24 protein-coding genes are annotated in these 20,255 nt (G+C 72.3%); 7 read left to right on the top strand and 17 right to left on the bottom strand.

Features of this window, described 5'->3' with window-relative positions; translation table 11 throughout:
- The first annotated feature begins 519 nt into the window (after window positions 1-519).
- From ACK8N7_RS16520 to ACK8N7_RS16530, 3 genes are all read left to right on the top strand, one after another.
- Window positions 520-1,179 (top strand): HAD-IA family hydrolase, encoded by a 660-nt coding sequence (locus ACK8N7_RS16520; protein WP_500442977.1) that lies wholly within the window; start codon window positions 520-522, stop codon window positions 1,177-1,179.
- Between the two features lie 72 nt (window positions 1,180-1,251).
- Window positions 1,252-1,740, top strand: a complete 489-nt coding sequence (locus tag ACK8N7_RS16525) for a MarR family winged helix-turn-helix transcriptional regulator (protein WP_500442979.1) — start codon at window positions 1,252-1,254, stop codon at window positions 1,738-1,740.
- Between the two features lie 137 nt (window positions 1,741-1,877).
- Window positions 1,878-3,368 (top strand): MFS transporter, encoded by a 1,491-nt coding sequence (locus ACK8N7_RS16530; protein ID WP_500442981.1) that lies wholly within the window; start codon window positions 1,878-1,880, stop codon window positions 3,366-3,368.
- A gap of 72 nt (window positions 3,369-3,440) precedes the next feature.
- Here the strand turns inward: ACK8N7_RS16530 and ACK8N7_RS16535 are convergent, their stop codons facing one another.
- Both ACK8N7_RS16535 and ACK8N7_RS16540 read right to left on the bottom strand, forming a co-directional pair.
- A complete protein-coding gene (locus ACK8N7_RS16535) occupies window positions 3,441-4,193 on the bottom strand; it encodes a TetR/AcrR family transcriptional regulator (RefSeq protein WP_403218047.1) in 753 nt (250 codons plus the stop codon).
- Window positions 4,194-4,253: 60 nt separating this feature from the next.
- Complete coding sequence (locus ACK8N7_RS16540) at window positions 4,254-5,027, bottom strand: TetR/AcrR family transcriptional regulator C-terminal domain-containing protein (protein ID WP_403218048.1); 774 nt, start codon at window positions 5,025-5,027, stop codon at window positions 4,254-4,256.
- 121 nt (window positions 5,028-5,148) lie between these two features.
- Between ACK8N7_RS16540 and ACK8N7_RS16545 the strand changes: the two genes are divergently transcribed.
- On the top strand, window positions 5,149-6,126 hold the full coding sequence (locus ACK8N7_RS16545; RefSeq protein WP_403217989.1) for an ATP-binding cassette domain-containing protein: 978 nt from the start codon (window positions 5,149-5,151) through the stop codon (window positions 6,124-6,126).
- Window positions 6,119-6,913, top strand: a complete 795-nt coding sequence (locus ACK8N7_RS16550) for an ABC transporter permease (RefSeq protein WP_500442984.1) — start codon at window positions 6,119-6,121, stop codon at window positions 6,911-6,913. The genes ACK8N7_RS16545 and ACK8N7_RS16550 overlap by 8 nt, the downstream gene beginning before the upstream one ends.
- A 43-nt stretch (window positions 6,914-6,956) precedes the next feature.
- Here ACK8N7_RS16550 and ACK8N7_RS16555 read toward each other — a convergent pair whose 3' ends face one another.
- The 3 genes from ACK8N7_RS16555 to ACK8N7_RS16565 form a co-directional block, all read right to left on the bottom strand.
- Window positions 6,957-8,207, bottom strand: a complete 1,251-nt coding sequence (locus tag ACK8N7_RS16555) for a GNAT family N-acetyltransferase (protein WP_403217991.1) — start codon at window positions 8,205-8,207, stop codon at window positions 6,957-6,959.
- Window positions 8,208-8,238: 31 nt separating this feature from the next.
- Window positions 8,239-9,213 (bottom strand): asparaginase, encoded by a 975-nt coding sequence (locus ACK8N7_RS16560; protein ID WP_403217992.1) that lies wholly within the window; start codon window positions 9,211-9,213, stop codon window positions 8,239-8,241.
- A gap of 100 nt (window positions 9,214-9,313) precedes the next feature.
- The gene (locus tag ACK8N7_RS16565) at window positions 9,314-9,826 is read right to left on the bottom strand and encodes an RsiG family protein (protein ID WP_358376026.1); all 513 of its coding nucleotides are present in this window, start codon (window positions 9,824-9,826) and stop codon (window positions 9,314-9,316) included.
- Window positions 9,827-10,055: 229 nt separating this feature from the next.
- On the opposite strand from ACK8N7_RS16565, the gene dtd reads away from it, so the two are divergent.
- Complete coding sequence (dtd, locus tag ACK8N7_RS16570; protein ID WP_403217993.1) at window positions 10,056-10,505, top strand: D-aminoacyl-tRNA deacylase; 450 nt, start codon at window positions 10,056-10,058, stop codon at window positions 10,503-10,505.
- A 13-nt stretch (window positions 10,506-10,518) separates the two neighbouring features.
- Here the strand turns inward: dtd and ygfZ are convergent, their stop codons facing one another.
- The 6 genes from ygfZ to ACK8N7_RS16600 all read right to left on the bottom strand — a co-directional run bounded on the left by ygfZ (window position 10,519) and on the right by ACK8N7_RS16600 (window position 15,392).
- Entirely contained in the window at window positions 10,519-11,484 is a 966-nt protein-coding gene (gene ygfZ, locus ACK8N7_RS16575; RefSeq protein WP_403217994.1) for a CAF17-like 4Fe-4S cluster assembly/insertion protein YgfZ, read from the bottom strand.
- 9 nt (window positions 11,485-11,493) lie between these two features.
- Complete coding sequence (locus ACK8N7_RS16580) at window positions 11,494-11,958, bottom strand: Fur family transcriptional regulator (protein ID WP_403217995.1); 465 nt, start codon at window positions 11,956-11,958, stop codon at window positions 11,494-11,496.
- 55 nt (window positions 11,959-12,013) lie between these two features.
- Entirely contained in the window at window positions 12,014-12,586 is a 573-nt protein-coding gene (locus ACK8N7_RS16585; RefSeq protein ID WP_015610222.1) for a heme-binding beta-barrel domain-containing protein, read from the bottom strand.
- Window positions 12,587-12,883: 297 nt separating this feature from the next.
- Window positions 12,884-13,738 carry a hypothetical protein gene (locus tag ACK8N7_RS16590; protein WP_403217996.1) on the bottom strand — a complete coding sequence of 285 codons (855 nt, stop codon included), beginning with the start codon at window positions 13,736-13,738 and terminating at the stop codon, window positions 12,884-12,886.
- A complete protein-coding gene (locus ACK8N7_RS16595) occupies window positions 13,735-14,622 on the bottom strand; it encodes a hypothetical protein (protein ID WP_403217997.1) in 888 nt (295 codons plus the stop codon). The genes ACK8N7_RS16590 and ACK8N7_RS16595 overlap by 4 nt, the downstream gene beginning before the upstream one ends.
- Complete coding sequence (locus ACK8N7_RS16600) at window positions 14,619-15,392, bottom strand: hypothetical protein (protein WP_403217998.1); 774 nt, start codon at window positions 15,390-15,392, stop codon at window positions 14,619-14,621. The genes ACK8N7_RS16595 and ACK8N7_RS16600 overlap by 4 nt, the downstream gene beginning before the upstream one ends.
- 106 nt (window positions 15,393-15,498) lie before the next feature.
- Between ACK8N7_RS16600 and ACK8N7_RS16605 the strand changes: the two genes are divergently transcribed.
- Complete coding sequence (locus ACK8N7_RS16605; RefSeq protein WP_015610217.1) at window positions 15,499-15,861, top strand: DsrE family protein; 363 nt, start codon at window positions 15,499-15,501, stop codon at window positions 15,859-15,861.
- Window positions 15,862-15,888: 27 nt separating this feature from the next.
- On the opposite strand, the gene ACK8N7_RS16610 is transcribed toward ACK8N7_RS16605, so the two are convergent.
- The 6 genes from ACK8N7_RS16610 to ACK8N7_RS16635 form a co-directional block, all read right to left on the bottom strand.
- The gene (locus ACK8N7_RS16610) at window positions 15,889-16,146 is read right to left on the bottom strand and encodes a DUF3099 domain-containing protein (protein ID WP_031125904.1); all 258 of its coding nucleotides are present in this window, start codon (window positions 16,144-16,146) and stop codon (window positions 15,889-15,891) included.
- Window positions 16,147-16,325: 179 nt separating this feature from the next.
- The gene (locus ACK8N7_RS16615; RefSeq protein WP_003968135.1) at window positions 16,326-16,613 is read right to left on the bottom strand and encodes a DUF1416 domain-containing protein; all 288 of its coding nucleotides are present in this window, start codon (window positions 16,611-16,613) and stop codon (window positions 16,326-16,328) included.
- 40 nt (window positions 16,614-16,653) lie between these two features.
- Entirely contained in the window at window positions 16,654-17,493 is an 840-nt protein-coding gene (locus ACK8N7_RS16620) for a sulfurtransferase (RefSeq protein ID WP_403217999.1), read from the bottom strand.
- A 170-nt stretch (window positions 17,494-17,663) separates the two neighbouring features.
- Window positions 17,664-17,744 carry a putative leader peptide gene (locus ACK8N7_RS16625; RefSeq protein WP_350240574.1) on the bottom strand — a complete coding sequence of 27 codons (81 nt, stop codon included), beginning with the start codon at window positions 17,742-17,744 and terminating at the stop codon, window positions 17,664-17,666.
- Between the two features lie 207 nt (window positions 17,745-17,951).
- Window positions 17,952-18,641, bottom strand: coding sequence for an LmeA family phospholipid-binding protein (locus ACK8N7_RS16630; protein WP_403218000.1), 690 nt, complete (start codon window positions 18,639-18,641; stop codon window positions 17,952-17,954).
- A 159-nt stretch (window positions 18,642-18,800) separates the two neighbouring features.
- Entirely contained in the window at window positions 18,801-20,255 is a 1,455-nt protein-coding gene (locus ACK8N7_RS16635) for a hypothetical protein (RefSeq protein WP_500442989.1), read from the bottom strand.

Consider the following 20,255-nt stretch of genomic DNA (forward strand, 5'->3'; position numbering starts at 1 on the left):
ACCGGACCGTAGTGTCCGAAAGAGAACAGACGACTACAGGAGTATTTCTGTTCGCGTCGGAGCGCTCCGCAGGCCGGCGGCGCAGACTCCGCAGCACAGCGCCGGGACCGGAAGCGGAATCTGACATGTCGTCAGCTCAGCGGGCGAAATTCCGGGGGTCACGGGCAAGCGTGGCAGGTGGCTGGTACACGCCACTCGGTGCGGACGTCCGGGCCGGGCTTCCGCGCTCGGAAGTGGGGTGGATTCGGCGTGACGGAGATCGACTCCGCCGACGTGACCCGCTCGAGGACTACTGTATTCCCACCTCGGCATGCAATGAGACGAGGATCACAAAACGAACGGAACGTTACTGGGCCGTCACGTGATCCCGTGGCGACGGAAGCGGCGGGTCCGCGCGCGGAACCGGAAGCCGGGGCGGAATCCGGGCGCCGGGGGGCCTGACCAGGGCCCGCGGGCCCGCGCCCGGTACCGTACGAGGGGCATCCTGAACCCCGGCGGAGACCCGAACGGAGCCCGGTCATGAGCGCGCAGTACGCCCCCGAGCACGTCGGCGCCGCCCCGGCCGAGAACCGCCCCTACGACGCCGTGCTCTGCGATCTCGACAACGTGATCCGCTTCTACGACACCGCGCCCCTCGCCGCACTGGAGCGGGAAGCCGGACTGGCGGAGGGCACGACCATGGAGATCGCCTACGCCCCCGAGACCGACCTCCCGCTCCTCCTCGGCCGGATCACCCCGGACGCCTGGGTGGAGGCCATCGCCGCGGGACTCGCCGAGCGGCTGGGCGGGGACACGGACCTGGCCCGCACTCTGGGGCGGGCGCTCGCCGGGGCGCAGTTCCGGGCCGACGCGGAGGTGGTCGGGCTCCTGCGGCGGGCGCGCACCCACGTCCCGCTGGTGCTCGTCACCAACGCGACCCTGCAACTGGACGACGACCTGGCCCTGTTGGGACTGACGGACCTGGCCGACGCCGTGGTGAGCAGCGCGGTGGAGCGGGTGGCCAAGCCGGACCCGGCCCTGTGCCGCATCGCCGCCGAGCGGGCGGGAGTGCCGGCCGAGCGGTGCCTCTTCGTGGACGACCGGCAGGAGAACGTCGACGCGGCGGCCACCCTCGGCATGAGGGGCGTGCTGTACCGGGGGCCGGAGGATCTGCGGCGGGCGCTGGGCCCGTACGCGTAGACGGTCCCGCGAGGTCAGCAGTCGTCCACTTCGGGACGATCCGTCACAGATCGAACGGTTACGCTGGCTGCCATGACCGCCATGACACCTTCCCGCCCCGCACCCGATCTCTCCTTCCTCCTGGACCACACCAGCCACGTCCTGCGGACCCGGATGGCGGCGGCGCTCGGCGAGATCGGCCTGACCGCCCGCATGCACTGCGTACTGGTCCACGCCCTGGAGGAGGAGCGCACCCAGATCCAGCTGGCCGAGATCGGGGACATGGACAAGACCACGATGGTGGTGACGGTGGACGCCCTGGAGAGCGCGGGGCTCGCCGAGCGCCGCCCCTCCAGCCGGGACCGGCGGGCCCGGATCATCGCGGTCACCGAGAAGGGTGCGGCGCTCGCCGGGCAGAGCCAGGAGATCGTCGACCGGGTCCACGAGGAGGCCCTGGGATCGCTGGCCGCGCGCGACCGCGAGGTCCTGCTCCGGGCGCTGAACGCCCTGGCCGGGGGCCATCTGGCGACGCCCGTGGAGAACCCCCGGCCGGTCCGCCGGGCACGTCAGGCCAAGAGGTGAGCTGAGCCGGGCCGGGCCCGGAACCCCTGCGGCCACGGGTCCGCACCATGCCAGGAAAGAAGAACCGAAAAAAATAGTCCGCAACAAAACCATCTGCTACGGTCACTTGTATCGCCTCGACCGACAGGAGATGGCCCATGTCATCCGCCGCCCCGGACGCCCCGACCACCCCTGAATCACCTGTCCCACCGACACGCCAACTCACCTTCCGGGCCCGGCTGTCGGCTCTCGGGGTGATCGCCACGAGCATGCTGATGATCGTGCTCGACGGCTCGATCGTGACCGTCGCGATGCCCGCGATCCAGGACGACCTGGGCTTCACGCCCGCAGGGCTCAGCTGGGTGGTCAACGCCTACCTCATCGCCTTCGGCAGCCTCCTCCTGCTCACCGGGCGGCTCGGCGACCTGATCGGCCGCAAGCCGATGTTCCTGTCCGGGATCCTCCTGTTCACCGCCGCCTCGCTGGTGGCGGGAGCAGCCGGCTCGCCCGCCGTGCTGACAGCCGCCCGGTTCGTCCAGGGCGTCGGTAGCGCGATGAGCGCCGCGGTGGCTCTCGGCATCCTGGTCACCCTGTTCACCGAACCGGCCGAACGCGCCCGCGCCATCGCCGTGTTCTCCTTCACCGGAGCCGCCGGAGCCTCGATCGGGCAGGTCCTCGGCGGCGTCCTCACCGACGCCCTGACCTGGCACTGGATCTTCTTCATCAACCTGCCGATCGGCCTCGCCGTCCTGCTGGTCGCCGTACGCGTCCTGCCCACCGACCGGGGCCGGGGCCTCGCCGCCGGAGCCGACGTGACGGGTGCCCTCCTCGTCACCGCCGGCCTGATGCTCGGGATCTACACGGTCGTCGGGGTGGAGACGTACGGCTGGGTCTCGGCGCACACACTGGGCCTCGGCGCGCTCGCCCTGGCCCTGCTGGCCGGGTTCGTCCTCCGCCAGGCCACCGCCCGGACCCCGCTGATGCCGCTGCGGATCCTGCGCTCGCGCAACGTGTCCGGGGCCAACCTGGTCCAGATGCTGATGGTGGCCGCGCTGTTCTCCTTCCAGATCATCGTGGCTCTCTACCTGCAGAAGGTCCTCGGTTACGGGGCTGCCGCCACCGGTCTCGCGATGCTTCCGGCCGCCGTCGTCATCGGGGCCGTATCGCTCGGCCTCTCGGCCCGGCTCGTGGCCCGCTTCGGTGAGCGGGGCGTCCTGCTGACCGGGATCGGGCTGTTGATCGCGGCCCTCGGCCTCCTCGCCCGGCTGCCCGTGCGGGCGGACTACGTGACCGACCTGCTCCCGGTGATGCTGCTGGCCGCCGGATTCGGGCTCGCGCTCCCGGCGCTGACCTCGCTGGGCATGTCGGGCGCGGGTGAGGACGATGCCGGACTGGCCTCGGGGCTCTTCAACACCACCCAGCAGATCGGCATGGCACTCGGCGTCGCCGTCCTGTCCACCCTGGCCGCCGGGCGCACCGAGGCCCTCGCCGCCGCCGGCCACCCGTCCGCCGAGGCGCTGACCGGCGGCTACCGGCTGGCGTTCACCATCGGTGCGGCACTACTGGTGACGGCCTTCGCCGTGGCGTTCCTTACGCTGCGCCGGGAGCGGGCAGCCGCCCCGGGCCCGGCCGAGGCGACAGCCCCGTAACGCAGGCGCGGCCACCGCCCCAGGGCCGGGGGTGACAGCCCCCGACGCCCCCGTGGCCCAGGCCGCCCTCCCTCAGCCGCGCCCCTCCGGCTCCAGGCCGCTCCGCAGCTGTACGAACGCCTCCTCGGCCGCCTGGACGGCCCCCGCGTACACCCGGTCCGCGCTCTCCCCCGCGTCGATCCGGCGCCAGTTCTCCTCGGCCAGGATGCGCAGGACGGCGATGACCTGCCCGGCCGCCAGCCGCGCGGTCACCCCGCCGCCGAGGGCGCGGGCGAGCGCGGCCTCGGAGCGGCCCTGGTACGCGTACAGGCGGGCCACCAGCGACGGGGTCCCGTACAACAGGCGGTGGAACGCCAGCACTTGAGGGGCGTCGCAGAGACCGGTGGCCGGGTCGCGGCGGTCCAGGCCTGCCAGGAAGTGGCGGCGCAGCGCTTCCAGCGGGCTCGCGCCGGGGGCCCGGCCTCCGACGACCCGGGCCGCCTCGTCCTCGCGGTCGGCGAACCGGTGCAGCGCCAGGTCCTCCTTGGCGGGGAAGTACCGGAACAGCGTCGGCTTGGAGATGTCGGCCGCGGCGGCCACCTCCGCCACGGAGACCTTGTCGAAGCCCCGCTCCAGGAACATCGCGACAGCCGCGTCGGAGATCGCCCGGTACGTCAGCTGCTTCTTGCGCTCCCGCAGACTGACCCGGGCCTGAGCCGGGGCCTGGGCCTGGGCCTGAACCGTGGCCTGAGCCGAGGCCGATACCCCCGCCCGCTCCTCTTCCACCGCCCCCGCGACGCTTCCGCTTCCGTTCCCGCCGTCGGCCTTCTCTCCGCTCATGACCATGAAGCGTACGCCCTTGACCTCGGCCGGAGTTGATGTCGCGAGCACGACAGCGCGGCCCGGTCAGCCGCCCGCGGCCGTACTCCGGATCAGCGCCTCGACCCCGTCCAGCAGGGTCGCGAGGCCGAAGGTGAACTCGTAGTCGGGGTCGTCCGGCTCGCTCATCACGCCGGAGTCCAGCAGCCGGTGGATCGCGGGGTGGCGCACCGGGTCGACCAGCCGCCGCAGGGTGCGCTCATGGCCCGCGACCACCTCGTCGGGGGAGACGCCGCGCGCGGCGACGGCTGCGGAGAGGTCGCTCATCAACAGGGCTTCGCTGCGTACGAAGTTGGAGACCAGCAGGATCACCGAGATCTTGTCGCCCTCACCGAGCCCGCTGCCCTCCAGCGCCTGGAGCCCCTGCTCCCACCAGGCGAGCGAGTTCGGGGTGGCGGGCGGGCCGCCGATCGGGATGCGGAGCACCCAGAGGTTGGCGAGGAACTGCTCGCGCTGCCCGGTGGCCCACTCGGTGAGCGCCTCGCGCCAGCCCGCCCCGGCCTCCAGGGCGGCCAGCGGGACCGGCGGGCGGATGGCCGCCTCCTGCATCAGGACGTACAGCTCGTCCTTGGCGGAGACGTACCGGTAGAGCGACATCGTGGAGGCGCCGACCTCCTGCGCGACCCGGCCCATGGACACGGCGGCGAGCCCCTCGGACGCCGCCACGGCCACCGCCGCCGCCACGATCCGCTCCAGGCTCAGTCCGGGCCTCGGCCCCTTGACCGGGCGCTCCCGCAGCCCCCAGGCGGCCTCGATGGAGGCCGGCAGGTCACCGCCGCCGGTGCCGCTCTTACCGGTCACCGCATCCCCCTTGCCCACGTCCGCCCGCCTTCCGCTCACCCCCGTGCGCCTTGACCCCATCCTAAGGATGCGTAATGCTTACGCAATAACGCGTATGCCATACGCAGAAGGGGGGCAGGTCATGACCAGCCCGACCGCAACCACCTCTCAGGCGCACCGGACGCCGTACGCCATCGAGGCGTACGGCCTCACCAAGTCCTACGGAAAGCCCGCCGTGCGCGTCCTGGACGGCATCGACCTCCGCGTCGGGCACGGCAGCGTCTTCGCCCTGCTCGGCCCGAACGGGGCGGGCAAGACCACCGCCGTACGGATCCTCGCCACGCTCACCGCCGCCGACTCGGGCACTGCCCGGGTCGCGGGGCACGACGTCGTCGCCGGGCGGAGCGCGGTGCGCCGGGCGATCAGCCTCACCGGCCAGTTCGCCGCCGTCGACGAGACGCAGACCGGCGAGGAGAACCTGCGGATGATGGCCCGGCTCACCGGGCTCTCCCGCACCGACGCCCGCCGCCGGGCCGGGGAGCTGCTGGAGCGCTTCGGCCTGACCGACGCGGCCCGCCGCCCGGCCCGTACGTACTCCGGGGGCATGCGCCGCCGGTTGGACCTGGCCGCCGGGCTCGTCGGCTCACCGGAGCCCGGCGTCTTCTTCCTGGACGAGCCGACGACCGGCCTCGACCCGCGCAGCCGCAAGGAGCTCTGGCAGGTGGTCCGGGGGCTGGCCGAGCGCGGGGCGAGCGTCCTGCTCACCACGCAGTACCTGGAGGAGGCCGACCGCCTCGCCGACCGGATCGCCCTGCTGAACAAGGGCCGTATCGCCGCCGAGGGCACGGCCGCCGGCCTCAAGGGGCGGATCGCCGGGCACCGCCTCGACGCCGTCCTCACCAGCAGCGAGGCCTACCTCCGGCTGGCCGGGCGCGCGGTCCACCACTCCCCCGAGACGCTGACCCTCGGGCTCCCCACGGACGGCAGCGCCGCCCACGTACGCGCCCTGCTCGACGAGATCGACCCGGCGGGCACCGAGATCGACCGCTTCACCCTGCACAGCGCGACCCTCGACGACGTCTTCCTGGCCCTCACCTCGGAGGTACCCGCCCATGTCTGAGACCGCCGTCCTCCCGGGGAGAGCAGCGGGGCCCCTCACCCATGCGGCCGTCATGGCCGGCCGCAGCCTGCGCATCAGCCGCCGCAACACCGATGCCCTGATCATGTCGCTGGCCCTGCCGATCATGCTGATGCTGATCTTCGTCTACTTCTTCGGCGGCGCGATCGACACCGGGGCACTCCACTCCTCGTACGTCATGTACGTCGTCCCGGGCGTCATGCTCCTGTGCGCCGGGTTCGGCGCCGCGACCACCGCCACCGCCGTCAGCGAGGACATGAAGGGCGGCATCATCGACCGCTTCCGCTCCCTGGACGTGGGCGGTACGCCGGTCCTCGCCGGCCATGTGGCGGCCAGCACCGTCCGCAATCTGGTCGCCACCGCCGTGGTCTTCGGCGTCGCCCTGCTGATCGGCTTCCGCCCGGCGGCCTCCTGGGACGGCTGGCTCCTCGCGGCCGGGATCCTGGTCGCCTACATCGTGGCGCTGTCGTGGATCTCGGCGGCGATCGGCCTGCTGGCCCGCTCCCCGGAAGCCGCGAGCGGGTTCACGTTCTTCATGTCGTTCCTGCCCTACCCGAGCAGCGCGTTCGTCCGGATCCAGTCGATGCCGAGCTGGCTGCACGGCTTCGCCGAGAACCAGCCGATCACCCCGGCGATCGAGTCCCTGCGCGGGCTCCTGCTGGGCCAGCAGGTGGGCAACACGCCCTGGATCGCGCTCGCCTGGGCCGGCGGGATCCTGGCGGTGGCGATCGCCGCGTCAGGAGTGCTGTTCCGGATCAGGACGCGCTGAACACCGACCGACGGTTCAGGACGCGCTGAACACCGCCGACGGATCAGAAGACATCCGGGCACCAGGGCCGCCGCCCCGTACGGAAGACGGCGTCCGCCGTCGTCGCCGCACCGGCCCGCACCTCCTCGGCCCGCCCCAGGTCCACCAGCCGCCGGGCCGACTCGTCGCCGAGATACAGGGTCGCCAACTCATCGGCGCCCAGGGCGAGATCGGCGCTCCGGGTGGTCGGGGTGCAGCGTGCTCCGGCGGGTGAGACATCCAGCAGGAAGCGCCCCTCGGCCACTCCCCCGTCGTCCCGGACGTCGAGGACGAGCGACGCCTCGCGCTCGTAGGAGCGGGCCTCCAGCGCCCGCCGCACGTCCAGGAGCCGCACCCAGAGCCAGTCCGTGTGCGAGACCGTCCTGGCCGCCCGGGGGTCCGGGAGCAGCAGGGGGAGCAGGTCGTCGGGGGCGCGGTTGCCCGAGCGGACAGTGGTGATCCAGTCGACCGAGCAGACGAAGTGCCACAGCGCCCGCTCGGCGGCCGGGGTGAGGGCGATCAGGTCCCGTACGGTCGCGGTGTTCATGGGCTGCCGGGCGTCACCCCACGTGGCGTCGGCGCTGTAGACCATCAGGCCGTCGACGCCGCCGTCCGGAGCACGGTGGACGACGGAGAACGTCTCGGCCCGCTTCTCCCGGCCCCCCGGGCCGCCCACGCCGGTGCGCCCCTTCCACCACCGTTCGTCGCGGTCGACGACCCCGGCGCGGAGCTTCGCCAGCCGGGCGTGGATCTCGGGGCCGTACTTACGGACGGCGGCACCGTCCACCGCCTCGATCCGGCCGCCGCCCTCCGGCTGCCCCGACCGGCGCGGGTCGAGCCCGGCGCGGTGGACGGAGACCTCCCACTCGGTGTTCCAGGTGGCGGGGCCGAAGCCGAACCGCCCGTAGATCGGGTACTCGGCGGCGATCAGCGTGGCGACCACCTCGCCGCGCTCCCTGGCCGCCGCCAGGTCCGTGGCCATCATCCGGCTGAGCAGTCCCCGGCGGCGGTGAGTGGGCGCCACCGTCACCGCGCTGACCGCGTCGGCCGGCACGGTGGCCCCGCCCACCACGGTCAGCTGCTGGGTGAACGAGCGGAACGTCGCCACGCACCGCCCGCCGTCGAACACGCCCAGGAGACGCGAGAGGTCGGTGCCGACGAGCCGCTCGGCGGCCTCCTCGTCGGTCGGCGCGCCGGGCGTCAGGAAACCGTTCTCCATCGCCCGCAGCCAGTCGGGGTAATCGGACGCGGTGACCGTACGGACATCGAGACTCATGCCCCCACGCTAGGGCCTGCACGCCCGGCTCTCAGAATTTCGCGCGGATCTCCCCGACCTCCGCCGCCCCGCCGAGCAGCGGCGCGCGCCCGATCCGGGAGACCACCGGGGCGTCCACGCCGAGCAGTTCCAGGGCGCGGGCCAGGACCGGGCCGAGCGCCCGGACCGACCCGTCGTCGATCTTGAAGGCGAGGGCCCGCCCGTCGGCCAGCGCCACCGCCTGGACCGCCTCGGCGCCCATCTTGGAGAGCGTGCCGGGGACCTCGGTCATCAGCCAGGTGTCGGGGCGCCGGGTGCCCGCCACATACTCCGGGTGGGCGCGCATCGCGTCCGCCACCCGGCGCTCGGCGCTCCCCGGCTCCGCCAGCACGAACGACCGGAACGCGCGGGCCAGACCGGTCAGCCCGATCGCCATCAGCGGGGCCCCGCAGCCGTCCGTGCCGACCGCCGCGACCGGCTCGCCCGCCGCCTCGGCCACGACCTGGCCCACCAGGAGCTGGAGCGGGTGGGCGGGGTCGAGGTAGGTCGTGGTGTCCCAGCCGTTGCGGACGCAGACGGCGAGCATGGCCGCGTGCTTGCCGGAGCAGTTCATGGTGATCCGCTCGCGTACGTTCCCGGCGGCGAGGTAGGCCTCCGCGGCGACCGGGTCGAGCGGCAGATCGGGCGGAGTCTGCAGGTCGGCGGCGCTCAGCCCGTGCTCGGCGAGCATCTTCGCCACGAGTTCGAGGTGGAAGGGCTCCCCCGAGTGGCTGGCCGCAGCCAGCGCCAGCCGCTCCCCGGAGAGCTCCAGGCCCGCCCGGAGGATCGCGGCGGCCTGCATCGGCTTGTTGGAGGACCGGGGGAAGACCGGGGCGTCGGGGTCGCCGAGCGTCCGCTCCACGCTCCCGTCGGCGGCGAGCAGGACCAGCGAACCGCGGTGGTGGCCCTCGGTGAACCCGGACCGTACGACCTCGGCCAGTACGGGCGGGGCGGGTGCTATCGCGGCAGGGGCGTCGGTCGACGTCATGGTGGCCTTCCGGAGTCGGTCGGTCGGGTACGGGGACCCGCCGCCCGGAAGGATCGGCCGGACGGGCGGGGTGCGGGACCCGCCGCCCGGAAGGGTCGCTTCAGGCGAGCAGGTCGTCCACTTGGGCTTCCCCGTCACGGTACCTGCGGGCGATCTCCGCGCTGCAATCGTCGGTGGTGCGCTGGAGCTCGTGACGGCGCCGGGAGACCTGCTGCTCGTAGCGGACCAGGCGGCCCATCGCGTCGTGCAGCTCCTCGTCCGTCCGGGCGGCGAGGTCCGAGAGCTCGACCTCGGCGAGGTTCTCGGCGGCGAGCTGCCGGAACTCGTCACCGCGCGGCGTCGTCAGCGTGACGTGCCGGGCGGAGGTGCGGTGCCGGGACGGGGCGTCGGCCAGGATCTCCGAGAGCCGGTCCACCACCGGGGTCTCCGGCACGGGGGCCTGCGGGTCCCGCCGGCGGGCCAGCTCGGCGCGGAGGATGTCGATCCGGCCCTGGACCAGCCGGCGTACGTAACTGAGGTCGGCCTCGTCCCGCTGCGCGTCCCGCCGCAGCGTCCGCAGCTCCGGCAGCCGCAGCGCGCCGAATCCGGCCTCGCCGCCGCCCTGCTCCGGCACGGACGCGAGCCCGGGAACCATGGACCGTACGGGTGAGTGCAGGGTGCTGGTACTGGTGCTGATACGTCCACCAGGTACGGCCCCGGGAGATTGTCCGGCTCCATAGGTACTCATGTTGTTCCGTCCCCTCGACCGGTGCGTCGGCACACCGCCATCGTGCATCGTGCCACCCTGCGAGGTGCCCCCGCAGACACTCTGTACCCGTTCAGCCCAAGATAGGTTGGTCTGTATGCGTGCAGTGGTACAGAGAGTGGACGGCGCGACCGTCTCGGTGGCCGGGACGGGCGAGGACCCTTCGGCGACCGGCGTCGTCGGCGAGATCATCGGCGAAGGCCTGTGTGTGCTGGTCGGAGTCACCCATGGGGACACCCCGGAGAAGGCGGCGCAGCTGGCCCGCAAGCTCTGGTCCGTCCGCATCCTGGAGGGCGAGAAGTCCTGTTCGGATGCGAATGCCCCTCTCCTGGTGATTTCGCAGTTCACCCTCTACGGGGACGCCCGCAAGGGCCGCCGCCCCACCTGGAACGCCGCAGCTCCCGGCGAGGTCGCCGAGCCGCTGGTGGACGAGGTGGTCGCCCAGCTGCGGGCGCTGGGCGCACAGGTGGCGACGGGCCGGTTCGGAGCGGACATGCGGGTCTCGCTCACGAACAACGGCCCGTTCACGGTGATCATCGAGGTGTGACGGGCCCTGGCCCCTACGGCTCGACGACCGTCTCCTGCGCCGCCGCCGTGTCCCCTGCGATCAGCTCCGCGTCCACGGCCACGTTCCGCTTGACCAGCGCCAGGGCGATCGGCCCCAGCTCGTGGTGGCGGGCCGAGGTGGTGATGAAGCCGAGCTGGCGGCCCTCCTCGCCGTCGGCGGCCAGCCGTACCGGCGTCCCGTGGCCGGGCAGGTGCACCTCGCTGCCGTCCAGGTGCAGGAAGACGAGCCTGCGCGGCGGCTTCCCCAGGTTGTGGACGCGGGCGACGGTCTCCTGCCCCCGGTAGCACCCCTTCTGGAGGTGGACGGCGGAGCCGATCCAGCCCAGCTCGTGCGGGATGGTGCGGTGGTCGGTCTCGAAGCCGACGCGCGGCAGGTGCGCCTCGATGCGCAGCGCCTCGTACGCCAGGATCCCGACGACCGGGCCGTTGGCGGCGGCGTACGCCTCCAGGTCGGCGCGGGCCAGGAACAGGTCCCGGCCCTGGGCGGTCTCCCGCACGGCGACCCCGTCCGGCACCTCCGCGATGGAACCGGCGGGGAGGTGCACGACCGCGATGTCCTCGGTGCGGTCGGCGACCTCGACCCGGTAGAAGAACTTCATCGACTCCAGGTAGGCGATGAGCTCGCCCTGGGTGTCGGGTTCGACGTGCATCCACACCGTCGTCCCGTCGTCGACGAGATACATGGCGTGTTCGATGTGCCCGTTGGCGGAGAGGATCAGGGCCTCGGTGGCCTGGTGCGGGGCGAGGTCGCTGACGTGCTGGGTGAGCAGCAGGTGCAGCCAGCTCAGCCGGTCGTCACCGGTGACGGTGACGACACCGCGGTGGGAGAGGTCGACGAGGCCGTTGCCGTCGGCGAGGGCGCGTTGCTCGCGGAACAGGTCACCGTAATGTCCGGCAACACCTTCGTCGCGGCCCTCGGCGGCGACGGCGCCGGGCAGGGACAGCAGGGGGCTCTTCATGCGCCCAGCCTACGACTTGGCGGAGGCATCCTCCGCTGCCGCGTCTTCCTTGTTCCTGGCGGCCGTGCACGAGGCACAGCGGCCGAAGATCGCGAAGTGCTTCATATCGGTCTCGAAGCCGAAGTCGGCGCGCAGTTTCTCGGTGAACTCGGCGACGACGGAGAGGTCCGCCTCGATGACGTCCTTGCAGTCCCGGCAGACCAGGTGGATGTGATGGTGGCGGTCGGCCAGGTGGTACGTCGGGGCGCCGTGCCCCAGATGGGCATGGCTCACCAGACCGAGCTCCTCCAGGAGCTCCAGGGTCCGGTACACCGTGGAGATGTTCACCCCGGACGCGGTCTTGCGGACCTCGCACAGCAGATCGTCCGGAGTCGCGTGCTCCAGGGCGTCGACGGCCTCCAGGACGAGCTGGCGCTGAGGCGTCAGCCGGTAGCCGCGCTGCCGAAGATCGGTCTTCCAGTCGGTGCTCACCACAGGCCCAGTGTAGGCGGGGTGAGCACCGGCCGGCAGAGCTCGTTCCCGGGGCTCCCTACTTGAAGAACGCGATGCCGTCGTCCGGCATGTCCTCGAGGTTCCGCGCCATCTCGGCGACCTCTTCCGGGGTGACGACCTTCTTCAGGTGCGCCGACATGTAGGGGCGCAGTTCGACCTCGGGGGTCGCCTTCTCGCCGACCCACATGAGGTCGCTCTTCACGTACCCGTAGAGGCGCTTGCCCCCGGTGTACGGGCCGGAGGCCGCGGTGCGGGCCACGGCGTCGGTGACCAGGTCGATCTGCGGCTTCTGCTTGGCGAGCTCGCCGTACCAGATCTCGACGACGCCCTGGTCGCGGACCATGACGACCTCGACCTTGCGGTCCTTGTCGATGCGCCAGTAGCCGGACTCCGACTCCAGCGGGCGGACCTGGTTGCCGTCGGCGTCCAGGACCCAGGTGTGGGAGACGTACTCCAGGAAGTCACGGCCGTCGTGGCTGAACGTGACCTCCTGGCCGAAGTTGCACTTCTCGGCGCCGGGGAAGTCGGAAACGCCCGCACCCGCCCACTTGCCGATGAGGAAGGCCAGCGGGACGAGGTCCGGGTGGAGGTCGGACGGAATCTCGATCATGAGCGGCTCAGACGATCTGTGAGGGTGCGAAGGGTGGGCGGGCCGGATACGGCGAGGTTCAGCGCTGGCCCTGGTACAGCTTCTTCACGGCGACCACCGTGAAGGCGAGTACGCCGACGCAGACCAGGATCAGCAGGGCGGAGAAGAATGCCTCAAGCACGGGGGCTCCTCGGAACGAGCGGTATGGCGGCAGTACAGGGCCGGGGCCCAGCCTAATGGGTGGGGCCCCGGCCCTCTCGTCCAGGTATGGGCCGAACGGCGTCACCACCGCCCGGCCGGCACCTCCAGGCCCCGGTCTCAGCCGAGCAGCTGGTTCTGCAGGATCACGGTCTGCTGGAACGGGATCCGCGCCGCTTCCTTCTTGCCCGGCCGCTCGTGCACGATCAGGGCGAGGGTGTCACCGGCGCCGCTGTACGCCAGCCGGGTGTGCGCGGCGCCGTGCGGGGCCTTCTCGGTGAGGACGTACGACGCGACCCCCTTGACCGCACGCGAGAACGTCCAGGTCGTGTCGAACGCCGTCTCCTCCGCCCCGGCCGGCGTCCGCTGCATCGTGGTGCCGAGGTTCAGCTCGTCCCTTATGTGGGTGGCGAAGGCGGTCGAGTTGAACCGCAGCAGGTAGATCCGGGCCCGGGTGCCGTCCGGCATGGTCCAGCCGCGGGCCGCGATGTGCCGGGGCGGTGCGTCCACGAGGAGCTGGGCCAGCTCCTCCCGGTCCTCGGCCGCGTACTCGGCGAGGAACCGTTCCTGCTTCACCCAGCCGCCGTCGAGCGCCCTGTCCGGGGTGGATCCCGCCGGAGCGGGCAGCAGCAGCTTCCGCAGGTCCGCGTGGTGGATCTCCGCGGTGTTGGCGTCGGTGAACGGGCGGGGCGCGCCGGCCGGCAGCGCGGGGAGGGAGAGCTTCGGGTAGTCCCAGCGCCCGTCGCTCTCGGTGGCGAGCCAGGGGACGTCGGTCCGCTCGGCCGAGGTGATCGCCAGCGCCGTACCCGTACCGAGCCCGCCGAACACCAGCAGGGCCACCGTCCACCGCGCCACGGCCCGCAGGGCGCGGCGGGGCGGGCGGGGGGCCTCCGGCACGGCCGGGGCGGTGGTGGGCGCGGGGGCCTCCGCAGGCTCGGCGGGCGCGGGTACCGCCGCGGTCTGCTGCTCGCTCATATGGACTCCCCCGGGGACGTGATGTGGTCGAGCTGCTCCTTGACCAGGCCGGCGACCGTGGACGCGCTGAACGGCTTCGGCCCGTCCGCCTCGACGGTCACCGAGATCCCGCCCTCGTAGGCGGAGCAGGCGATGCTGTCGAGCGGGTCCTCGCCGTCCTTGGGCATCCGGTAGCAGGTGGCGTTCTTGTGGCCTTCGATCTTCGGCCCCTTGCGCAGCACACCGAACGAGTTCAGCAGGGCGACCTGCCGCTCGTGCATGGTGCGGACCGCCCGCTCGTCCTCCATCTTGACCACCCGGACGGAGAGCACCAGATCGTCGAAGCCGCTGCGGGGGTACGGGACGGAGACGCCACGGGTGTACGAGCGGTGGGCGACGCCCTTGACCCGGAGCTTGTCGAAGAACGCGTCGAGCTCACGGCGCTGCTTGCCCGCCAGCCCGCGCCCGGTCTCCTTCAGGGCGGCGGTGGCCTCCGCACCGCTCGTCTCGCCGTCGTTGCCGAGCTCGCCGATGTCCGGGCCGAGCCGGTAGCCCTCGGGCACGGGCATCAGCAGCCTGCTCAGCTCGGTGTCCGTCCGGCCGCGGTCCGCCTTCGCGGCGGGGTCGAGGCCCGGCTTGAGACCGCTGCCGTCCCAGACGACCGTGGTGACGGTCCGGTCGGCACCGTCCACGGTCTGCACGGTGTAGGCGGCGGCACCGCCCACCGCGGCGAGCACCAGCACGAAGGGCAGCACGGTGAGCAGCACCCGGCGCCGCTTCCGGGCGGGAGCCTGCGGAGCGGCTGGCGCCTCGGGCGCTGCGGGCGCGTCGGAGGCTGCGGGCGCCTCGGGGGCTGCGGGCGCCTCGGGGGTCGCGGGGGTCGTCGTCTCGACGTCGTCGCTCACAGGCGCTCCAGCTGTCGTTCGGCGAGGACGCGGATGTCCTTCTTGCTGATCGGCTTCGAGTCGGTGATGTTGATGTCGATCATGATGTCGCCGCGCACGGCCAGCGCCCTGGCGCGGTAGAAGGGCAGGTAGCCGGCCTCCCGCTCGACGGCGTACAGGAAGTAGCGGCCGGAGTCGGTGCCTTCGAGCGGGTCACCGGCGTTCCCGGCCCCTTCCGCCGCTTCCGGCATGTACGAGAGCTGTCCCCCGAAGTGATCGGCGGCGCCCATGACCGCGTTCGACCGGAACTGGACCAGGGTGACGGCGGACTGCCGGTACTTCCCCTGCATCCATCCGGTCACCGCGATCCGGCGCAGGTCGTTCTCGGCGAGGTACAGGAACGTGGCCCGCTCGTCCTTGAACTGCCGGACGTACTCCGGGAACGGCAGCCACTCACCGCCCTTCCGGGGATGCGACGGAGAGGCCTTCGCCCCCTTGGGCCGCTCCACGAGCAGCTTGCGCAGATCGCCGTCCGTCCTGACCTGCCGGTCCTCGGAGACCGGCAGCGGGGCCGGGGCCTTGCCCGCGGGGAGCGGCTTCGCCGGGTGGCCGAGGCCGGGCTGGGCGAGGGCGGGCAGGGGTGTCGGTGGCCGCTGCGCCTGGATGCCGTAGCCGACGGCGGCGCCGCCGGAGATCCCGAGCAGGGCCGCGGCGGCGATGATCAGCGCCGTACGGCCACGGGGCCGGGGTCTGGGTCCGCCGGCAGGCGAAACGGTGTCGTTCGGTTCCAAAAGGGGTCCCCCACAGAGAGTTCGAGGCGCAGTTCGCATACGTGCGCCCACAAGTGACTCGCAGGTCAGGGGGGAGGTTGCCTGCCGGAGGATTACAGTTCGGACTATGCCGAAGAAGCTTGTGATCAAGGTGACCGCCGGGCCCGAATCCGCCGAGCGCTGCTCGCAGGCCTTCACCGTCGCGGCGGTGGCCGTGGCCAGTGGCGTGGAGGTCTCGCTCTGGCTGACCGGGGAGTCCTCGTGGTTCGCGCTGCCGGGCCGGGCCGCCGAGTTCGAGCTGCCGCACGCCGCCCCGCTGCCCGATCTGCTCGACTCGATCCTGGCGGGCGGCCGGGTCACCCTCTGCACGCAGTGCGCGGCGCGGCGCGAGATCACGGAGAAGGACGTGCTGGAGGGCGTACGGATCGCGGGGGCGCAGGTCTTCGTCCAGGAGGCCATGACGGACGGCACGCAGGCTCTCGTCTACTGAGCCCCGCCCCTGCCCCACTGGGCCCCCTCAGTACCGCTTCTTCCCGTCCAGCTCGTCCCACCACGCGTCGGACTTCGGGTCGCCGGAGGGGTCGTCCCACCACCGGTCCTCCGGACCGCGCCGGTTGGCGAGGACCGCGGCGACGGGCGGAATCACCATGGCGACCAGGCACATCGCGACGGCGGCCGGCATCGACCACAGGCGCACGACGGCCCAGGCGGAGACGAAGAGGGCGACGCAGCCGCCCATCATCCAGAAGTAGCCGCGCCGGCGTCGGGCGTACATGTCCCCAGGGTAGAACCGTTCCCGTGCCGGTGGAACAGAGCCGGGGAACAGGGCCGGTGGAACAGAGCCGGGGGAACAGGACGGCACGAAGGGCCGCACCCCGCGTCAGGTGGCGTCCAACCCCCTGGGGTGCGGCCCTCCGGCCGTTCTTCTGTGCCGTGGACCGGCCATGCCGTGGATCAGACGGCGATCGCGACCTCGGAGAGCCCACCGGTCTGCGCGACGACCGTGCGGTCGGCGCTGCCGCCCGGGACCAGGGCGCGGAGCGTCCAGGTGCCCTCGGCCGCGTAGAAGCGGAACTGTCCGGTCGCCGAGGTCGGGACCTCGGCGGTGAACTCTCCGGTCGAGTCCAGCAGACGCACGTACCCGGTGACGGGCTCGCCGTCGCGGGTCACGCTGCCCTGGATGGTGGTCTCACCGGGCTTGATCGTCGAAGCGTCGGGGCCGCCGGCCTGTGCTCCACACATGGTTCTGTCCTTCTGGTCGGGTCGTGCGGGTCGGTCGGGGTTACTTGGCGGGGCCGAGCTCGATCGGCACGCCGACGAGGGAGCCGTACTCGGTCCACGAGCCGTCGTAGTTCTTGACGTTCTCCTGGCCGAGCAGCTCGTGCAGGACGAACCAGGTGAGCGCGGAGCGCTCACCGATGCGGCAGTAGGCGATGGTGTCCTTCGCCAGGTCGACCTGCTCGTCCTCGTAGAGGGCCTTGAGCTCGTCGTCCGACTTGAAGGTGCCGTCGTCGTTGGCGTTCTTCGACCACGGGATGTTGCGGGCGCTCGGCACGTGGCCGGGGCGCTGCGACTGCTCCTGCGGGAGGTGCGCCGGGGCGAGCAGCTTGCCGCTGAACTCGTCGGGCGAGCGCACGTCGACCAGGTTCTGGCTGCCGATGGCCTTCACGACGTCGTCGCGGTAGGCGCGGATCGACTCGTCCTGCGGCTTGGCCTTGTACTGGGTGGCCGGGCGCGCCGGGACGGCGTCGGTCAGGTCGCGGGAGTCGAGCTCCCACTTCTTGCGGCCGCCGTCGAGCAGCTTGACGTTCTCGTGGCCGTACAGCTTGAAGTACCAGTAGGCGTAGGACGCGAACCAGTTGTTGTTACCGCCGTAGAGGACGACCAGCGTGTCGTTGCCGATGCCCTTCTCGCTGAGCAGCTTCTCGAAGCCGGCCTGGTCCACGAAGTCACGGCGGACCGGGTCCTGGAGGTCCTTCGTCCAGTCGATCCGGATCGCGTTCCTGATGTGGTTCTTCTCGTACGCGGAGGTGTCCTCGTCGACCTCGACGATGGCGACCTGCGGGTCGTCGATGTGGGCCTCGACCCAGTCGGCGTCTACCAGGACGTCGCTGCGGCTCATGTTGTTCTCCTCCGGGGCAGTCTGCGGCGGGTGGTGCGAGATGCGGAGTGATCCTGCGGGGGTGCGGGTATACACGCGGACGGACGGAGCGCGGCGCGTACGGGGCACGGGGGCCGGCCCTGACGGTGGTCGAAGGGCCGGGGAGAGACGGGACGGAACGAACGCCCCGCTCAGGAGGTGCGACAGAGCATGGCGGCGACGCGGCACAGGTCTACTGCCCGCCGCTTCGTGAGATCCGCCTGTCGCTTCATGGGTCCGATCGTAGGGAGGTACGGGCGGAGATGTCACCGTCGTGTCGCATGGTGAGACGCGATCATCCATGATGTGAGACGCGATGCGGGGAGGCGCGCCCCGGAGCCGGTTTCCCGTCCCCGTTCGCCCGCCGCGCATCTACTGACCGGACACCGGCGTCTCACTATCCGGATCGCAGGCCGTGGCGCGGGGATCGGTACGGGGATTCAGCCCGTCAGCGACACGTCCGAGCCGTCCAGCGCGATCTCCAGGCCTTTCTCCGTCACCTGGATCTTCTGAAGTTCGAGCCCCTCCGGCAGACCGTCGATGTCGCCCTCGAAGTCCGTCCTCGTACGGACCAGTTGCTCGAGCCCCGGGATGCCCTCGCCCGGCACCTCGTCCGCGCGCACCTTGATCGTGTGGCTGTCGGCCCGGGTCACCGTGGAGAGCACGCTGCGGGAGATCGGGCGGCCGAGGATCTCGACCGTGCCGGTGACCTTCACCTTGCCGTCGCCGCCGTACGCGACGGTGACTCCGTCCTCCGCAGCCGCCGTGAGGTCCGCGTACGAGACGACGGCGGTGCCGGTGGCGCGGGCCGCCGTGGCGGTGGAGTAGCCCGAGCCGAGCTTCACGTCCTGGAGCCGCGCCCGGACCTCGTCGACCCGGATCGCGCGGCCGGCGGCCTCGGTCTTCATGCCGGTGAGGGTGACGTCGACCCGGTCGAACTCGGACGCGGCGAGCTGGGTGAGGAAGGGGAAGCCCTTGATCGATATCTCGGTCTTCCCGGCGCTGCCCCCGCTGATGCTGACCCGGTCCTCGGCCTCCGACTCGGCGAAGTGGAGCGCCACCCGGTCGAGGGCGACGAACAGGCCGCCGACCACCACCAGCAGGACCAGCAGTATTCGCAGTGCGCGCATGTGTGTCGTTTCCCCCACCTCGGCCGTACGGTCCCCCCGGCATCCGTGAGCCTACTGCGACAGCAGGGGACGCCCCGGGTGATCGACGAGCGGCACCACCCGATCGGTTCCCGGAGCGTGTACCCCCTTTGAGGGCGCGTCAGGCCCCTCACCCGCACGTCAGACGAGCGCGCGGCCGATCAGGTAGACCGCCGGGGCCGCCACCGTGAGCGGCAGCGCCACGCCCGCCGTCATGTGGACGAAGCGGGACGGGTAGTCGTAGCTCGCCACCCGCAGCCCGATCAGGGCGCTGACGCCCGCCGCGAGGCCGAGGAGCGCCCCCTGGCTGCCGTAGTCCGTGAACCCGCCCGCCGCGATGCCGGCGCCCGCGCTCGCGAGGAGCGCCACCACGACGGACGCGATGCCCGGCAGCGGCAGCGCACGGGTGAGTACGGCGGCCGCGACCGCCACCCCGCCGACCGTCACCGCGTCCGGGACCGCCGCGAGGTGTCCGGCGGCGAGCACCGCGAGGGCCGCCGAGACGACCGTGGCCATCAGCCCGGACATCCGCTCCTCGCCGGTCGCGGGGGAGCGGAGCTGGAGGACCACGGTGAGCAGCACCCAGACCCCCAGGGTGCCCAGGAGCGCGGCGGGCCCGTTCTCGCGGCCCGCCGCGAGGAGCGCGACATCGGCGACGAGGCCGCCGGCGAAGGCGAGCGCGATGCCCTGGCGGGCCGGCCACATGCCGTTGAGCCGGAACCATCCGGCGGCGGTCACCGCCTGGAGGAGGACGAGCGGGACGAGCAGGGCGTACGGGCCGATGGCCGCGCCGCCCGCGAGGAGCAGGCCGAGCCCGGCGGTGATCGCGGCGGGCTGCATCCCGGGCGCGATGACCGGCGAACGTCCCTCGGCCCGGGCCCGCTGGGCGTCGGTGAGCCGGGCGTTGCCGAGGGTGGTGGGCGCGCTGTAGCCGGAGGCGTCGGGGCCCGGCTGCGAAGGCTGGGGCGCGGCCGGGGTCACTGGCCCGGGGGCCGCCTGCGCCTCGGGCGGCAGCGGGAGGGAGCCGGAGGCGCCCTGCGGAGGCAGGTAGGCGGTGTCGGCGGCGGGCCGGAACGGCTGCTGCTGGTGCTGCCCGGAGTGGGACTGCTGGTACGGCCGGTGGTGCTGAGGCTGAGGTTCCTGGTACTGCGGCTGCGGTGTCCCGTACGGGTCGGACTGCTGCGACCCCGTCGCGTACGGGTCCGGCTGCTGCGACCCCGTCCCGTACGGGTCCTGCTGCCCGGCCCCGTACGCATCCGGCTGCTGCTGCCCGGCCCCGTACGCATCCGGCTGCTGCTGCCCGGCCCCGTACGCATCCGGCTGCTGCTGCCCGGCCCCGTACGCGTCCGGCTGCTGCGGCTGCCCGTAGGCCTGCGCATGCCCCGCGTGCTGGTCCCGCTGGATCGTCGGCTGGTACTGCGTGTCCCAGGTCGGCGCCTGCCACGTCTGCGTCGCGCCCTGGTCGTGGCCGCCCGGCTCCTGGGGCGGCGCGGGCTGCCCGGCCGTCCCGTCGGGCCAGTACTGCGATGCCTGGGGCTGCTGCGGCTGCTGCTGGGGGTCGTACGGATACGGGTACTGCTGATCGCTGCTGCTCAT

The sequence above is a fragment of the Streptomyces griseobrunneus genome (genome assembly GCF_046713465.1).
GTDB lineage: Bacteria > Actinomycetota > Actinomycetes > Streptomycetales > Streptomycetaceae > Streptomyces > Streptomyces microflavus.

What these genes read in the sequence shown, in the direction of transcription:
- ACK8N7_RS16535 (WP_403218047.1), bottom strand. Translation starts at nt 4,193, where the DNA reads ATGGTCATGAGCGGAGAGAAGGCCGACGGCGGGAACGGAAGCGGAAGC.
- ACK8N7_RS16630 (WP_403218000.1), bottom strand. Translation starts at nt 18,641, where the DNA reads ATGCGCGCACTGCGAATACTGCTGGTCCTGCTGGTGGTGGTCGGCGGC.
- ACK8N7_RS16620 (WP_403217999.1), bottom strand. Translation starts at nt 17,493, where the DNA reads ATGAGCCGCAGCGACGTCCTGGTAGACGCCGACTGGGTCGAGGCCCAC.
- ACK8N7_RS16545 (WP_403217989.1), top strand. Translation starts at nt 5,149, where the DNA reads ATGACCAGCCCGACCGCAACCACCTCTCAGGCGCACCGGACGCCGTAC.
- ACK8N7_RS16615 (WP_003968135.1), bottom strand. Translation starts at nt 16,613, where the DNA reads ATGTGTGGAGCACAGGCCGGCGGCCCCGACGCTTCGACGATCAAGCCC.
- ACK8N7_RS16585 (WP_015610222.1), bottom strand. Translation starts at nt 12,586, where the DNA reads ATGATCGAGATTCCGTCCGACCTCCACCCGGACCTCGTCCCGCTGGCC.
- ACK8N7_RS16590 (WP_403217996.1), bottom strand. Translation starts at nt 13,738, where the DNA reads ATGAGCGAGCAGCAGACCGCGGCGGTACCCGCGCCCGCCGAGCCTGCG.
- ACK8N7_RS16520 (WP_500442977.1), top strand. Translation starts at nt 520, where the DNA reads ATGAGCGCGCAGTACGCCCCCGAGCACGTCGGCGCCGCCCCGGCCGAG.
- ACK8N7_RS16625 (WP_350240574.1), bottom strand. Translation starts at nt 17,744, where the DNA reads ATGAAGCGACAGGCGGATCTCACGAAGCGGCGGGCAGTAGACCTGTGC.
- ACK8N7_RS16635 (WP_500442989.1), bottom strand. Translation starts at nt 20,255, where the DNA reads ATGAGCAGCAGCGATCAGCAGTACCCGTATCCGTACGACCCCCAGCAG.
- ACK8N7_RS16530 (WP_500442981.1), top strand. Translation starts at nt 1,878, where the DNA reads ATGTCATCCGCCGCCCCGGACGCCCCGACCACCCCTGAATCACCTGTC.
- dtd (WP_403217993.1), top strand. Translation starts at nt 10,056, where the DNA reads ATGCGTGCAGTGGTACAGAGAGTGGACGGCGCGACCGTCTCGGTGGCC.
- ACK8N7_RS16525 (WP_500442979.1), top strand. Translation starts at nt 1,252, where the DNA reads ATGACCGCCATGACACCTTCCCGCCCCGCACCCGATCTCTCCTTCCTC.
- ACK8N7_RS16560 (WP_403217992.1), bottom strand. Translation starts at nt 9,213, where the DNA reads ATGACGTCGACCGACGCCCCTGCCGCGATAGCACCCGCCCCGCCCGTA.
- ACK8N7_RS16550 (WP_500442984.1), top strand. Translation starts at nt 6,119, where the DNA reads ATGTCTGAGACCGCCGTCCTCCCGGGGAGAGCAGCGGGGCCCCTCACC.
- ACK8N7_RS16610 (WP_031125904.1), bottom strand. Translation starts at nt 16,146, where the DNA reads ATGTACGCCCGACGCCGGCGCGGCTACTTCTGGATGATGGGCGGCTGC.
- ACK8N7_RS16605 (WP_015610217.1), top strand. Translation starts at nt 15,499, where the DNA reads ATGCCGAAGAAGCTTGTGATCAAGGTGACCGCCGGGCCCGAATCCGCC.
- ACK8N7_RS16555 (WP_403217991.1), bottom strand. Translation starts at nt 8,207, where the DNA reads ATGAGTCTCGATGTCCGTACGGTCACCGCGTCCGATTACCCCGACTGG.
- ygfZ (WP_403217994.1), bottom strand. Translation starts at nt 11,484, where the DNA reads ATGAAGAGCCCCCTGCTGTCCCTGCCCGGCGCCGTCGCCGCCGAGGGC.